Origin of the sequence: Klebsiella sp. GN_Kp190, from assembly GCF_040061795.1 — a bacterium.
Taxonomy (GTDB): Bacteria; Pseudomonadota; Gammaproteobacteria; order Enterobacterales; family Enterobacteriaceae; genus Klebsiella; species Klebsiella michiganensis.
This window is the reverse complement of the sequence record NZ_JBEAFN010000010.1, coordinates 74,645-89,046: the sequence shown is the minus strand read 5'-3', so window position 1 is coordinate 89,046 and position 14,402 is coordinate 74,645. Positions and strand designations below refer to the sequence as shown.

At 56.3% G+C, this 14,402-nt stretch carries 12 protein-coding genes; all 12 read right to left on the bottom strand.

Annotated features, from left to right (window positions below; all coding sequences use genetic code 11):
- Positions 1–14: 14 nt before the first annotated feature.
- Entirely contained in the window at positions 15–416 is a 402-nt protein-coding gene (mutT, locus tag ABLU67_RS07635; protein WP_046877800.1) for an 8-oxo-dGTP diphosphatase MutT, read from the bottom strand.
- A 61-nt stretch (positions 417–477) separates the two neighbouring features.
- Positions 478–3,183 (bottom strand): preprotein translocase subunit SecA, encoded by a 2,706-nt coding sequence (secA, locus tag ABLU67_RS07630; RefSeq protein ID WP_004098603.1) that lies wholly within the window; start codon positions 3,181–3,183, stop codon positions 478–480.
- A 62-nt stretch (positions 3,184–3,245) separates the two neighbouring features.
- The gene (gene secM, locus ABLU67_RS07625; protein ID WP_014837406.1) at positions 3,246–3,755 is read right to left on the bottom strand and encodes a secA translation cis-regulator SecM; all 510 of its coding nucleotides are present in this window, start codon (positions 3,753–3,755) and stop codon (positions 3,246–3,248) included.
- A gap of 247 nt (positions 3,756–4,002) precedes the next feature.
- On the bottom strand, positions 4,003–4,920 hold the full coding sequence (lpxC, locus tag ABLU67_RS07620) for a UDP-3-O-acyl-N-acetylglucosamine deacetylase (protein ID WP_004098599.1): 918 nt from the start codon (positions 4,918–4,920) through the stop codon (positions 4,003–4,005).
- Between the two features lie 100 nt (positions 4,921–5,020).
- A complete protein-coding gene (ftsZ, locus tag ABLU67_RS07615) occupies positions 5,021–6,172 on the bottom strand; it encodes a cell division protein FtsZ (protein ID WP_004098597.1) in 1,152 nt (383 codons plus the stop codon).
- A 62-nt stretch (positions 6,173–6,234) separates the two neighbouring features.
- Entirely contained in the window at positions 6,235–7,491 is a 1,257-nt protein-coding gene (gene ftsA, locus ABLU67_RS07610; RefSeq protein WP_004098594.1) for a cell division protein FtsA, read from the bottom strand.
- Complete coding sequence (gene ftsQ, locus ABLU67_RS07605) at positions 7,488–8,321, bottom strand: cell division protein FtsQ (RefSeq protein WP_014227923.1); 834 nt, start codon at positions 8,319–8,321, stop codon at positions 7,488–7,490. Before ftsQ ends, ftsA begins: the two co-directional genes overlap by 4 nt.
- Before the next feature lies 1 nt (position 8,322).
- Positions 8,323–9,243, bottom strand: a complete 921-nt coding sequence (locus ABLU67_RS07600; RefSeq protein WP_064377750.1) for a D-alanine--D-alanine ligase — start codon at positions 9,241–9,243, stop codon at positions 8,323–8,325.
- Positions 9,236–10,711 (bottom strand): UDP-N-acetylmuramate--L-alanine ligase, encoded by a 1,476-nt coding sequence (gene murC, locus ABLU67_RS07595; protein WP_014227921.1) that lies wholly within the window; start codon positions 10,709–10,711, stop codon positions 9,236–9,238. The genes ABLU67_RS07600 and murC overlap by 8 nt, the downstream gene beginning before the upstream one ends.
- A gap of 47 nt (positions 10,712–10,758) precedes the next feature.
- On the bottom strand, positions 10,759–11,829 hold the full coding sequence (gene murG / locus ABLU67_RS07590) for an undecaprenyldiphospho-muramoylpentapeptide beta-N-acetylglucosaminyltransferase (RefSeq protein ID WP_014837405.1): 1,071 nt from the start codon (positions 11,827–11,829) through the stop codon (positions 10,759–10,761).
- Positions 11,826–13,085 (bottom strand): cell division protein FtsW, encoded by a 1,260-nt coding sequence (gene ftsW, locus ABLU67_RS07585; RefSeq protein WP_004098587.1) that lies wholly within the window; start codon positions 13,083–13,085, stop codon positions 11,826–11,828. The genes murG and ftsW overlap by 4 nt, the downstream gene beginning before the upstream one ends.
- Positions 13,085–14,401 carry a UDP-N-acetylmuramoyl-L-alanine--D-glutamate ligase gene (murD, locus tag ABLU67_RS07580; protein WP_014227919.1) on the bottom strand — a complete coding sequence of 439 codons (1,317 nt, stop codon included), beginning with the start codon at positions 14,399–14,401 and terminating at the stop codon, positions 13,085–13,087. Before murD ends, ftsW begins: the two co-directional genes overlap by 1 nt.
- Position 14,402: the final 1 nt, after the last annotated feature.

The window sequence follows — 14,402 nt, the reverse complement described above, 5'->3', positions numbered from 1 at the left end:
GATGCAGGCGCCCCCTACCCGATCAGAGAACCTTGAATTAACTTCGTAATGACGGGTTCGTTTGCCGGCGGAAAATCCTCAGCAACGAGCGCGCTCTGCGCAATCCAGCGGCCCGGCTGCCCTTCTTTCCCCCACGGCTCGCCTTCCCAGCTGTTCACCAGCCAGAACCACAGCGTGATATGGCGATCGGGAAACTGGTACTCCAGCTTATCAAACAGGCTGTAAGCTTTGGCTGTAATGCCGACCTCTTCCTGCAGCTCGCGTACTAAGGCCTGTTCGGACGACTCGCCCTCTTCAATTTTACCGCCCGGGAATTCAAGCTTGTTCGCCATATGCGCATCGGCGGCCCGCTGAGTGATAAAAATCTCCCCTTGCGAATTACGGATAATACCCACTGAAATTTGCAGCGTTTTCATTGTCTTCATTCCATAAAAAAGGCGCAGATATCTGCGCCCTGGTATTCAATATTGTAAAAGCTTAGCTCAGGCGACCGTGGCACTGCTTGTATTTTTTGCCAGAACCGCACGGGCAAGGATCGTTACGACCCACTTTACGCTCGCCGGTTTGTTCAGCCAGCGCGGCCGCGGCTGCGCTATCATCGTCCTGATGGCTCAGCTGCTGCATCTGCGCCAGACGCTCAGCTTCTTCACGACGCTGCTGCTCCATCGCCTCAACCTCTTCCGGCATCCGCACCTGAACTTTGCTCAGGGTACTGATCACTTCATATTTCAGGGATTCCAGCATTGAAGCGAACATGGAGAAAGATTCACGCTTATATTCCTGCTTCGGATCTTTCTGCGCATAGCCGCGCAGGTGGATCCCCTGACGCAGGTAGTCCATCGCCGCCAGGTGCTCTTTCCACAGGGAGTCCAGCGTTTGCAGCATGACGCCTTTTTCAAAGTGACGCATCATCTCAGCGCCAACCACTTCTTCCTTACGCTGATAGGTTTCAATGGCGCTCTGCAGAATGCGCTCACGCAGCGTTTCTTCATGAAGCTCCGGCTCTTTATCCAGCCACTCTTTGAGCGGCAACTCGAGGTCGAAGTCATTTTTCAGACGCTCCTGCAGGCCTTCAATATCCCACATCTCTTCCAGCGACTGCGGAGGAATATGGGCATCGATGGTCGCTTTAAATACGTCTTCACGAATGCTGTTAATCGTCTCGCTCACGTCGGTCACGTCGAGCAGCTCATTACGCTGGGTGTAAATAGCGCGACGCTGATCGTTAGCCACATCGTCATATTCCAGCAGCTGCTTACGAATATCGAAGTTGCGGCTCTCGACTTTACGCTGCGCGTTGGCAATCGCTTTGGTCACCCACGGATGCTCGATAGCCTCACCCGGCTTCATACCCAGTTTACGCATCATGCCGGACACGCGGTCAGACGCGAAGATACGCATCAGGGCATCTTCCATCGACAGATAGAAACGGGAAGAACCGGCGTCCCCCTGACGGCCTGAACGACCGCGGAGCTGGTTATCAATACGGCGGGATTCATGGCGTTCGGTGCCGATGATATGCAAACCGCCCGCAGCCAGTACCGCATCGTGACGAACCTGCCAGTCGGCTTTGATCTGCGCAATCTGTTCTGGAGTCGGGTCTTCCAGCTGGGCGACCTCGGCCTGCCAGCTACCGCCAAGCATAATGTCGGTACCACGGCCGGCCATGTTGGTCGCAATGGTTACCGCAGACGGATAGCCCGCCTGCGCAACGATGTCCGCTTCGCTGGCGTGGAATTTCGCGTTCAGCACGTTGTGCTTGATGCCCGCCTTCGTTAATTCATTAGAGACCACTTCTGATTTTTCGATAGAAATGGTACCCACCAGCACTGGCTGACCCGCGGCGGTACGCTGCTTAATATCTTCGATAATGGCCTGAATTTTTTCCGCTTCGGTCATATAGACCAGGTCCGCCATGTCTTTACGAATCATCGGACGGTTGGTCGGAACCACAACGGTATCCAGCTTATAGATTGAGCTAAATTCAAACGCTTCGGTATCGGCGGTACCGGTCATCCCTGCCAGCTTCTCGTACAGGCGGAAATAGTTCTGGAAGGTAATTGAAGCCAGCGTCTGGTTCTCGTTCTGAATATCAACGCCTTCTTTCGCTTCAACGGCCTGGTGCAGGCCATCGGACCAGCGGCGCCCCTGCATCGTACGGCCGGTGTGTTCGTCGACGATGATCACTTCGCCATCTTTCACGATGTAATCAACATCGCGGGTGAACAGCACATGCGCGCGCAGCGCGGCGGTCACGTGGTGCATCAGCATGATATTGGTCGGTGAGTACAGCGACTCGCCTTCTTCCATAATACCTTCATTCACCAGCAGCTCTTCAATCAACACCAGGCCGCGTTCGGTCAGGTTTACCTGACGCGCTTTCTCATCGACGGAGAAGTGCCCTTCGCCGGTAAAGGTTTCGGAGTCTTCTTTATCCTGACGCACCAGGTGCGGAATGATCTTGTTCACCTTCTTATACATTTCCGAGCTGTCTTCAGCCGGGCCGGAAATAATAAGCGGGGTACGCGCTTCATCGATCAGAATGGAGTCGACTTCATCCACCAGCGCATAGTGCAGTTTGCGCTGGACGCGCTCTTCAGGACTGAAGGCCATATTGTCGCGCAGATAGTCAAAGCCGTATTCGTTGTTGGTACCGTAAGTAATATCGGCTGCGTAGGCTTCACGCTTGGCCGGCGCAGGCAGGCCGGACATGTTAATGCCAACGGTCATCCCCAGGAATTCAAACAGCGGGCGGTTGTTCTCGGCATCACGCTGCGCCAGATAGTCGTTGACGGTCACCACGTGAACGCCTTTACCGGTCAGCGCATTCAGATAGGCAGGCAGAGTTGCGGTCAGCGTTTTACCTTCACCGGTACGCATTTCTGCAATACAGCGGTCGTTGAGAACCATGCCGCCCAGCAGCTGAACGTCAAAGTGACGCATGCCGAAGACGCGTTTACTGGCTTCACGCACGACGGCAAAGGCTTCCGGGATCAGGCTCTCCAGGGCTTCGCCTTTTTCCAGGCGAGCGCGGAACTCAGCGGTTTTCCCTTTCAGTTCGTCGTCGGACAGTTTTTCCATGGACGGTTCCATGGCGTTGATCACGTTGACGGCTTTGCGCATACGACGCAGCGTACGGTCGTTACGACTACCGAATACTTTAGTTAATAATTTGATTAGCATAATAAAATCTCAAACGCCCCGCGGTGCGGAGTCACAAAAAAATAGAATGGTCCGTTTTTGGTTTAGCTGAGACGTTGAGGCCCTGCGCGTATGCCGGCCACCTGGCTAATCCAGGTACAGACGCGAAACGCGCAGTGGGAAATAGAGGGGTTATATGCCGCCAGATGAACAATGGCCGGAGGTTTACTCTCCTGCGTCAACAGCGCGCTAAGCGTGTCGAGAAGGGCCAGATGCTGCGCCTGAAGCGGTGAAGACTCTTCCGCTACCGGCAGCGCCTGCGGGGCCATCGCAAAAGAGAGGTGGCGAATGACCGTACGAATGGCGTGCTGATGCCAGTAATCAACCGTGAAATTGGGCCGACGACTGGAAGATTCCAGCAGCGCTAGCTGAGAAAAATTAACTTTAGCAGGATTATGGTTGCTGGACGTCGTTTTAGCGGGCGACGCGGTCTCATGCTCATGACCATTGCTAAGCGCAGGCAGGCCGAGGCTAGCCGCGACCATCCCCAACAGGAGATGCGGCCAGAAATACCGTCTGCCAAACTGTCGCCAGCGCGTCAGCAATCCACTCACTTACGTTACCTTTTGTTGGTAGCAACCCTAAGAAATATTTTGCGTCCAAATACTAACATTAATACGCCGTCACGGCAGCAGGAATGAGGTCTCAGGCGGGGGAAAAACGTTTAAAAAAGGAACGAACGCGCAAAAAATGCAGTTAAAAATCAAAGCAGGACGCAGCGGGAATATAAAAAAGAAAACGACTGGCTCCCTGGCCGGAGAGAGTACCAGGTTACCAGTCGAATTTACTGCCGGGTCTGACTTATGCCAGAACCAGCGTCGGGGCGCGGAACGCCAGCGGCATTTCTGCGTCGTCCTCGAAGGTCACATACTCCCAGGCTTCCTGTTTTGCCAGAACAGCCTGCAGCAGTTTGTTATTCAACGCGTGACCGGATTTGTACGCCGTAAATGCGCCGATAATGTTGTGACCACACATAAAGAGGTCGCCAATGGCATCCAGCATTTTGTGACGGACAAACTCATCTTCAAAGCGCAAACCGTCTTCGTTCAGTACGCGATAATCGTCAACAACGATGGCACAATCGAAGCTGCCGCCCAGGCACAGGCCGCGGGACTGCAGATATTCGATATCACGCATAAAACCGAAGGTACGCGCGCGGCTAATCTGGCGCATAAACGCATCAGCCGAGAAGTTCATTGCGTAGCGCTGGCTGCTGGAGTCAATCGCCGGATGGTTAAAATCAATGGTGAAGTCCAGTGAAAAACCATTATACGGTTTGAATTCGGCCCATTTATCGCCATCTTCAACGCGAACTGTCTCTTTGATACGCACAAATTTCTTAGCGCAGTTCAGTTCATCGATGCCGGCATCCAGCAACAGATAAACGAACGGAGCCGCACTACCGTCCATAATTGGGACTTCCGGCGCATCGACTTCAATAATAATGTTGTCGATACCCAAGCCAGCCAGCGCGGCATTGAGGTGCTCAACCGTCGATATCCGCACGTCATGCTCATTGACCAGGCAAGTACAGAGCATGGTATCACGCACAGATTTGGCATCAGCCGGAAAATCAACCGGTGGATTCAAGTCGGTGCGACGATAGATGACCCCGGTATTTGCCGGCGCAGGGCGTAACGTCAGGGTGACTTTCTTGCCGGTATGCAAACCGACGCCAGTCGCCTGAACGATACGTTTAAGAGTCCTTTGTTTGATCATCGTATAATCTCGCCAAGTTACCTATCCAACCGAAGTGTACTATACATTCGGCAGGCCAGTTTAGCACAAAGAGCGCAGATGCCCAACTTCCAGCCAATTCTTAATCGGCTTGCTTACGCAGGAAGGCTGGAATATCCAGATAATCTGGCTCTTTCGCGGCCTGCGGCGTATTGTCGTTGACCACTTTTGCGGCCGGTTTCTGCTCTTGCGTCAGTGGAGACATACCGTGCTGCTGGTAACGATCCATCACCGGCTGCTGCACCTGTTTGTTGGTGACCAGGGTGATTTCCGGACGTTTGTCCATACCGATACCGGTAGCAACGACGGTGACGCGCAGCTCGTCGTTCATATCCGGGTCCAGAGAGGTACCGATAACCACGGTGGCGTTATCCGAAGCAAATGCGCGGATAGTGTTACCTACGGTCTCGAACTCATCCAGACGCAGGTCGAAGCCCGCAGTGATGTTGACCAGAACGCCACGCGCGCCGGACAGATCGATATCTTCCAGCAGCGGAGAAGAGATCGCCATTTCAGCCGCTTCTTCCGCACGGTCTTCACCGCTCGCCACGCCGGAGCCCATCATGGCGTAGCCCATTTCAGACATCACTGTACGCACGTCCGCAAAGTCGACGTTCATCAGGCCTGGGCGGGTGATCAGCTCAGCGATACCCTGCACCGCGCCTTTCAGCACGTCGTTGGCCGCACCGAAAGCGTCGAGCAGAGAAATGCCGCGGCCGAGAACCTTCAGCAGCTTGTCGTTCGGGATGGTGATCAGCGAATCCACATGCTTGGACAGCTCGGTGATGCCCTGCTCAGCGAACGCCATGCGCTTCTTGCCTTCAAAATTGAACGGCTTAGTCACCACGGCAACGGTCAGGATACCTAAATCTTTTGCAACTTCAGCCACCACTGGCGCAGCACCGGTTCCGGTACCGCCGCCCATGCCGGCTGCGATAAATACCATGTCGGCGCCGTCAAGGGCGGCACGCAGCGCTTCACGGTCTTCATCCGCCGCGTTACGGCCGACTTCCGGGTTTGCGCCTGCGCCCAGACCTTTGGTAATACCGCTACCGATCTGGATAGTCTGGCCAACAGCCGTTTTGCGCAGAGCCTGCGCGTCGGTGTTCACCGCGAAAAATTCAACACCCTCAATGCGCTCGCGCACCATGTGCTCAACGGCGTTACCGCCGCCGCCGCCGACGCCGATGACTTTAATCACCGCGTCGTTGGTCAGTTCCATAGGTTCAAACATAATTTCTCTCTCCGTTGTGCCTGTCGCCTGAGAACGCTAATTTTCTGCGTTCTCTTAAAAAATTAAAACTCTTTTCGCAACCAACTGTTGAGTCGTTTGATCCACGACCCGACCGTTACGCGTTTTTCCACCTCTGCTTCACCACTGAGATGAGATTCCTTCCCGTAGTGCAGCAGCCCAACCGCCGTCGAGTAATACGGCTCCTGGGCATAATCCGTTAATCCGGTAATATTCAGCGGCGCGCCAATTCTCACCTGCGTATGGAATACGCGCTGCGCACAGGCGGCAAGTCCTTCAATTTGCGCCGCACCGCCGGTTAATACAATGCCAGCCGCCAGGTGGTGCTTCACACCTTGTTGACGGAGCTGTTCCTGCAGCTGCAGGATCTCTTCATTCACCAGGTTGAGCAATTCGGTATAACGTGGCTCAATCACCTCGGCCAGCGTCTGACGCTGCAGACTACGAGGCGGACGCCCGCCCACGCTGGGGACTTCCACGTTCTCGTCTTTACCAACGATGGAACCCAGCGCACAGCCGTGACGCACTTTAATGGCTTCTGCGTCGCTCGGCGGCGTACCGAAAGCGTAGGCAATATCGCTGGTCACCACGTTGCCCGCGTACGGGATCACTTTGGTATGACGCAGCGCGCCGCCGGTATAGACCGCAATATCCATTGTACCACCGCCGATATCCACCACGCAGACACCCAGTTCACGTTCGTCTTCCGTTAATACGGAATAGCTGGCGGCTAAACCGGCGAAAATAAGCTGGTCGACTTTCAGACCGCAACGCTCCACCGCTTTGACAATATTTTTTGCCATATCGTTATGGCAGGTAATCAAATGCACTTTCGCCTGCATGCGTACGCCAGACAGTCCTACGGGGTTTTTAATCCCCTCCTGGTAGTCGATGGCGTACTCCTGCGGGATAACGTGCAGAACGCGATGCTCGTCGCGCACGCGAACCGATTTCGCGGTATGTACCACGTTCTCTACGTCGTCCTGCGTCACTTCTTCTTCAGAAATCGGCACCATACCGATTTCATTTTGACAGCTGATATGTTTGCCTGAAAGCGCCAGATAGACTGACGAGATCTGGCAATCCGCCATCAGTTCGGCCTGGTCAATGGCGCGCTGCACGCATTTCACCACGGATTCCAGGTCGTTCACTCCGCCTTTATCCATACCACGCGATGGGCAACTGCCCACGCCAATGATATTAATCATACCGTCGGGCAGAACTTCCCCTACTAAAGCGGCAACCTTAGCGGTGCCAATCTCCAGTCCAACTACCAGTTTTCTGTCCGTCGCCTTGATCATTGTTGTTCTGCCTGTGCCTGATTCTGTTGTTGTTGAGTTTCCTCTACAGGAGCCGGTACCCAACCGACTGCCGCTCCCGAGTCATAACGCAAATCAACGTAGCTTATCCGTTTGCCGTCGGTCTGCGCCTGCTGCTGAAGAACCGGGTAGAGTTCCATAAAGCGCTGAAGCCGTTTCATGGTGTCACCCCGACCAAGGTTGAGCTTAATGTCGTTATTAAGCGTCAACTGCCAGGAGCGACGCGCGGTCATTGCCGCTACTTTCAACGTGAATTTATCCTTCGCCAGCACCTGCCCCATGTCGCGGTATCCCTGAAGGACTTCGTTCTCACTGCCTTCCGGGCCGTACAACATCGGTAAATTCTGTTTACTGGTGCGATCTGACGGCACGCTGAAAGAATTTCCGTCCACGTCTACCATATGCTGATCATTCCAGCGCGCTATCGGCACATATTCAACCAGATGAATCTTCAATTCGTCCGGCCACTGCTTTCTGACGCTCGCCTGCTTAATCCACGGCAGACGTTCAATCTGGCTTTGAATAATGTTGACGTCCTGCGTCATAAAGGTGCCCGGCGACCCCAATGCCAGAATCGCCTGACGGATATCATCGTTGCGCGTGTAGTGACGCTCACCGGTGACCACCATCTTTGACAGCGGTAACCGCTGTGCATCTTCCATCCAGCCCAGAACCATCCATCCGCTGACCAGCACGGTACAGAGCACCGCCAGCAGGAAGAAGATACCCGCCAGACGAGAGCCATTACTTCGACGCGAAGAAGTTTCGTCTTCCTCTTCGTGGTTCCGCGTATTCAGCGCAGCCTGCGACATATCACCCCGCCAGGTCCAGAATTCGTACAACAAGCTGCGAGAAGCTCATCCCTGCCTGACGCGCCGCCATGGGCACCAGGCTATGGCTGGTCATGCCAGGAGAGGTGTTTGCTTCCAGCAGATAAAACTGGCCATCGCTGTCCAGCATCACATCAATTCGCCCCCAGCCGTAACAGCCAAGACTATCCCAGGCTTTTTGCACCAGAGCCTGGATTTCTGCCTCGCGCGCGGAATCTTCCAGGCCAGGGCAGAAATATTGCGTTTCATCAGAGAGATACTTTGCTTCATAATCATAGAAGGTTCCAGCCGCCTGGATACGTATTGACGGTAAAATTTCTTCTCCGACGATAGCGACGGTAAATTCCGGCCCACTGAGCCATTTTTCAATCAGAACTTCGTCATCATGCTGAAAAGCCAGCGCCAATGCATTTTGTAATGCACAACTTTCGCTGACTTTGGACATACCGACGCTGGAGCCTTCGCGACTGGGTTTAACAATCAACGGCAGTCCGAGGGCGGAAATCTGCTGTTCTACCTCAGCGGAAAGCCCCGCGGTGAACTGTTTACGCGTCAGCGCAACCCACGGCGCAACCGGCAGCCCGGCGCCCTGCCACAGCAGTTTGCTGCGCAGCTTATCCATTGAGATAGCGGAAGCCATCACGCCGCTGCCGGTATAGGGGAGTTGAATCAGCTCCAGCAGACCCTGCAACGTACCATCTTCACCGCCGCGACCGTGCAAGGCAATAAACGCTTTCTGAAAACCCATATTTTTCAATTGGGTAATATCCACGTCGCGCGGGTCGACCGGGTACGCATCGACCCCGGCTTCGCGCAGGCCGGCGAGCACCGCCGAACCTGAATTGAGAGAGACTTCACGTTCAGCGGAGGTTCCGCCAAAGAGGACCGCGATTTTATCAGCCATGGCGCTCCTCCTGCGATTTTTGCGGCTGCAATTTGATTTCCGCCAGGTGACGGGCGATTTTACCAATGTTTCCCGCCCCCTGAACCAGCACCAGATCGTTGCCGGTCAATACTGAAGCCAGCATCTCTGCCGCCTGCGCCGGGTCGGAAACCAGAATCGGGTCGACTTTACCGCGGCCGCGAATCGTACGGCACAGCGAGCGGCTGTCGGCGCCAGGAATAGCGGCTTCACCCGCGGAATAAACGTCCAGCATCAGCAGCGCGTCAACCTGGGTCAGCACGTTGGCGAAATCATCATACAGATCGCGCGTACGGGTAAAACGGTGCGGCTGAAACAGCATCACCAGGTTTTTATCCGGCCAGCCCGCCCGCGCCGCTTTGATGGTGGCATCCACTTCCGTAGGATGATGACCATAATCATCGATCAGCATCGCGGTACCCTCTTTACCGTTAACTTCAGCTAAGGGGTATTCGCCAAGGAAATCAAAGCGACGGCCGGTGCCCTGGAAGCTTTCCAGCGCGCGCAAAATAGCGTCATCATCAATGCCCTCTTCCGTGGCAACGGCCACCGCCGCCGCCGCGTTCAGCGCGTTGTGGCGACCCGGTGCGTTCAGCGTCACCTGAATGACCTCTTTATCCTGGCGAACCAGACGGAAATGGCCCTGAGCGCCAACCTGACGATACTCTTCCACGCGAACGTCGGCATCATCGCTAAATCCGTAGGTGGTGAGCTGGCGGCCAACGCGCGGCAGCAATTCACGAATCACCGGATCGTCCACGCACATCACCGCGCGTCCGTAGAACGGCAGATTGTGCAGGAAGTTAATAAACGTCTGCTTCAGGTTTTCGAAGTCGCCGTGGTAGGTATCCATATGATCGGCTTCGATATTGGTCACGATAGCGACCATCGGCTGTAAATGCAGGAACGAGGCGTCGCTTTCGTCCGCTTCGGCAATCAGGTAACGACTATGGCCAAGGCGCGCGTGCACGCCAGCGGCTTTGACCAGACCACCGTTCACGAAAGTAGGATCCAGCCCGGCTTCAGCGTAAATGCTCGAGACCATCGCCGTGGTTGTGGTCTTTCCGTGCGTGCCGGCAATGGCAATGCCGTGGCGAAAACGCATCAGCTCCGCCAGCATCTCGGCGCGGCGAATAACCGGAATACGCGCTTCGTGGGCGGCGACGATTTCCGGGTTATCCGCTGAAATCGCGCTGGAAACCACGACAACGCTCGCATCGCGCACGTTTTCAGGGCGATGGTTGAAATAAATCGTGGCGCCAAGCTGAGTCAACTGCTGGGTCACCGGATTCGGCGCCAGGTCGGAGCCGCTAATCTGATAACCTTCGTTGGCCAGAACTTCGGCAATACCGCCCATGCCGGCACCGCCAATGCCAACAAAGTGAATGTGCCGGACGCGACGCATCTCGGGCACGATAGAACGCAGTTTTGCCAGATCTTGTGTATTCATTCTTTACGCCATCAACTTCTTTATTCGGACGGTGATCATCACCGCGATTAACGCGCCAGTGCTGCGGCGCTCACTTCTTCTGCTACCCGTTCGGTCGCGTCCGGAATCGAGGCTCTGCGCGCTCGCTCCGCCATATCCAGCAGCGTCTCGCGATCCCAACCCGCCAGCGTTTGCGCGACGGCCTCCACGGTAAACTGCGGCTGCTCAAGGATCTTCGCTGCCCCTGCCTTCTCTAACGGCAGCGCATTCCAGTACTGCTGACGATCTTTGTGCTGAAAAGGCACAAACAGCGCCGGTAAACCCGCGGCGGCAATTTCGCTCACCGTCAGCGCCCCGGAACGACATACGACAACATCGGCCCAGGCATAAGCCGCCGCCATGTCGTCAATAAATTCGGTGACTTTGTGCTGCGGCTGGCCGGCGTCGGAATAGGCCTGCTGTACGCTCTCCTGACCCCCTTTACCGCTCTGGTGCCAGATGGTGACAGCAGAACCCAGCTTCGCCGCCACCTGCGGCATCGTCTGATTGAGCACGCGCGCGCCCTGCGAGCCGCCGACGACCAATACGCGAATCGGCCCCTGACGCCCGACTAACCGCTGTTCCGGCAGCGGCAGCGCCAGCACATCGGTACGAACCGGGTTGCCAACAACGTCGGCATGCGGGAAAGCGCCGGGAAATGCCTGCATGACCTTTTTGGCAATTTTCGCCAGCCATTTATTCGTCAGGCCGGCAATCCCGTTCTGTTCATGCAGGACAACCGGGATCCCCAGCGACCATGCCGCCAGACCGCCGGGTCCGGAAACATAGCCGCCCATGCCCAGCACCACGTCCGGCTGAAAACGCTGCATAATCGCTCGCGCCTGACGCCAGGCGTTGAAAATACGCACCGGCGCCAGCATCTGCGCCTTCAGGCCCTTGCCGCGCAGGCCGGATATCTGAATGAAATCAATTTCAATGCCGTGCTTCGGCACTAAATCCGCTTCCATACGATCCGCGGTACCCAGCCAGCGGACCTGCCAGCCCTGGTCCATTAAATGGTGCGCAACCGCCAGTCCCGGGAACACGTGTCCGCCGGTACCGCCTGCCATCACCATTAAGCGCTTTTCCTGACCGCTCATCGAACACCCCGTGTAAACGCCTGGGCTTTTTCCAGACGCGTTTCATAATCAATTCGTAACAGCAACATGATCGCCGTCGACATAATCAGCAGGCTCGAACCGCCGTAACTGATCAGCGGCAGCGTCAGGCCTTTGGTTGGCAGCATCCCCGCCGCCGCGCCGACGTTAACCAGCGCCTGAAAGCTAAACCAGATCCCAATGGCGCAGGCCAGAAATCCGGAGAAACGGTGGTCAATCTCCAGCGCTTTGCGGCCAATGGACATGGCGCGAAAAGCGACGAAGAATACCATTAAAAGTGCGAGTACCACACCGATATAACCGAGCTCTTCACCGATAATGGCGAAGATGAAATCGGTGTGCGCCTCGGGCAAATACTCCAGCTTCTGGACCGAATTGCCCAGGCCCTGCCCCCACATTTCGCCGCGACCAAAGGCCATCAGCGACTGGGTTAGCTGGTAGCCGCTGCCGAACGGATCTTCCCACGGGTTCCAGAAAGAGGTCACGCGGCGGATACGGTACGGTTCAGCCAGAATCAGCAGTACGACCGCCGAAAGCCCCATCCCGATAATGGCGATGAACTGCCACAGCTTGGCTCCCGCCAGGAACAGCATGGCCAGGGTAGTCACAAACAGCACGACGACGGTACCGAGGTCAGGCTGCGCCAGCAGTAAAATCGCCAGTACGAAAATCACGCCCATCGGCTTTAAGAAGCCGCGCAGGTTGTTACGCACTTCGTCGCCTTTACGCACGAGGTAGTTGGCGATGTAGCAGAACAGCGACAGCTTGGTAAACTCCGCAGGCTGGATACGCAGCGGCCCCAGCGCAATCCAGCGCGACGCCCCGTTAACCGAGCTGCCGACCACCAGAACAATCAGCAGCATGACGATAGAGGCGATCAGCATCGCGGTACTGTGGCGCTGCCAGAACTCCATCGGCAGGCGCAGCGTCACCATCGCCAGCCCTAGCGCCAGCAGAATGTATAAGCCATCGCGCTTGGCAAACAGAAACGGATCGTTCGCCAGACGCTGGCCTACCGGCATCGACGCCGAGGTCACCATAATGAAGCCTATTGCGGCCAGGCCAAAGGTCAGCCACAGCAGCATCCGGTCATACATCACCAGGCTATCGGTATCTTTTTGCCGCGAGCCCATCACCCAGCCTTTCAGCGCGGCGAACAGCCATGCGAAAATAAACATTCCCGGCAGACGCGGCAGTCTCAGCCGTGGCATTTTCAGGCGCGGGAGTGATAAACGCATCAACCTAACTCCTTCGCCAGGCGAGCAAAGATGTCGCCGCGTTGTTCAAAGTTTTTAAACTGATCGAGGCTGGCGCACGCGGGAGACAGCAGCACCATATCACCCGCGACAACCTGCGGCGCAATCTGGCGCATCGCCTGCTCCATGGTTTCCGTTTGCACGGCGACGTCCGGGCGAAGGGCCGCCAGCTGCGCGCCGTCGCGGCCGAAGCAGTACAGGCGAACGTTGTCGCCGGTCAGGTAACGGCTTAACGGCGTGAAATCAGCGGATTTCCCATCGCCGCCCAGCAGCAGATAGAGCGTTCCATCAAGATGCAGCCCATTGAGCGCCGCTTCAGTACTGCCGACGTTGGTGGCTTTAGAATCGTTGATCCAGCGCACGCCGTTGTGCTCCAGCACCAGTTGGAAACGATGCGCCAGCCCGGTGAATGTGGTCAGCGCTTTCAGGCTACTGGCGCGCGGCAGACCCGCCGCGTCCGCCAGAGCCAGGGCCGCAAGCGCGTTACTGTAGTTATGCTGGCCGCTAATCTTCATCTCTTTGACGTTGAGCACTTTCTCGCCTTTGACGCGCAGCCAGGTTTCTCCCTGCTGGCGGTTCAGGTGATAGTCGCCAACGTCAACGCCGAAGCTGATGCAGCGATCGTCAGCGCCGCGTACCGGCATGGTTAACGCATCGTCGGCATTGACGATACAGGCCCGGGCGTTCTCATAAACGCGCAGTTTGGCGGCGCGATACTGCTGAAGCCCCAGCGGATAGCGGTCCATATGATCTTCGGTGACGTTAAGGATCGTCGCCGCGGCCGCCCGCAGGCTGGAGGTGGTTTCCAGCTGGAAGCTGGAAAGCTCCAGGACATAGAGTTCGCGCTCAGGATCCAGCAGCATCAGCGCCGGCAGGCCAATATTGCCTCCGACGCCAACGTTCAACCCCGCCGCTTTCGCCATTTCTCCCACAAGGGAAGTCACGGTGCTTTTACCGTTGGAACCGGTGATCGCAATAATCGGCGCCTGCGCCTCGCGGCAGAACAGTTCAATATCGCCGACTATTTCTACCCCCGCATCCGCCGCGGCGCTCAGGGAAGGATGCGCCAGCGCGATGCCAGGGCTGGCGACAATCAGGTCCGCCGTCAACAGCCAGTCTTCGTTCAGACCGCCGACATAGCGCTCAACGGCTTCCGGCAGCTTGTCCAGCCCCGCCGGCGCAACGCGGGTATCCATCACCCGCGGCGTCACGCCGCGAGCCATGAAAAAGTCCACGCATGACAGGCCGGTCATACCCAGCCCAATAATGACGACTTTTTTACCCTGATAATCTGCCATG

Excerpts from the sequence above, each read along its gene's own strand:
- murD (WP_014227919.1), bottom strand. The coding sequence starts at position 14,401 with ATGGCAGATTATCAGGGTAAAAAAGTCGTCATTATTGGGCTGGGTATG.
- mutT (WP_046877800.1), bottom strand. The coding sequence starts at position 416 with ATGAAAACGCTGCAAATTTCAGTGGGTATTATCCGTAATTCGCAAGGG.
- ftsA (WP_004098594.1), bottom strand. The coding sequence starts at position 7,491 with ATGATCAAGGCGACGGACAGAAAACTGGTAGTTGGACTGGAGATTGGC.
- murG (WP_014837405.1), bottom strand. The coding sequence starts at position 11,829 with ATGAGCGGTCAGGAAAAGCGCTTAATGGTGATGGCAGGCGGTACCGGC.
- ftsQ (WP_014227923.1), bottom strand. The coding sequence starts at position 8,321 with ATGTCGCAGGCTGCGCTGAATACGCGGAACCACGAAGAGGAAGACGAA.
- secA (WP_004098603.1), bottom strand. The coding sequence starts at position 3,183 with ATGCTAATCAAATTATTAACTAAAGTATTCGGTAGTCGTAACGACCGT.
- murC (WP_014227921.1), bottom strand. The coding sequence starts at position 10,711 with ATGAATACACAAGATCTGGCAAAACTGCGTTCTATCGTGCCCGAGATG.
- ABLU67_RS07600 (WP_064377750.1), bottom strand. The coding sequence starts at position 9,243 with ATGGCTGATAAAATCGCGGTCCTCTTTGGCGGAACCTCCGCTGAACGT.
- ftsW (WP_004098587.1), bottom strand. The coding sequence starts at position 13,085 with ATGCGTTTATCACTCCCGCGCCTGAAAATGCCACGGCTGAGACTGCCG.
- ftsZ (WP_004098597.1), bottom strand. The coding sequence starts at position 6,172 with ATGTTTGAACCTATGGAACTGACCAACGACGCGGTGATTAAAGTCATC.
- lpxC (WP_004098599.1), bottom strand. The coding sequence starts at position 4,920 with ATGATCAAACAAAGGACTCTTAAACGTATCGTTCAGGCGACTGGCGTC.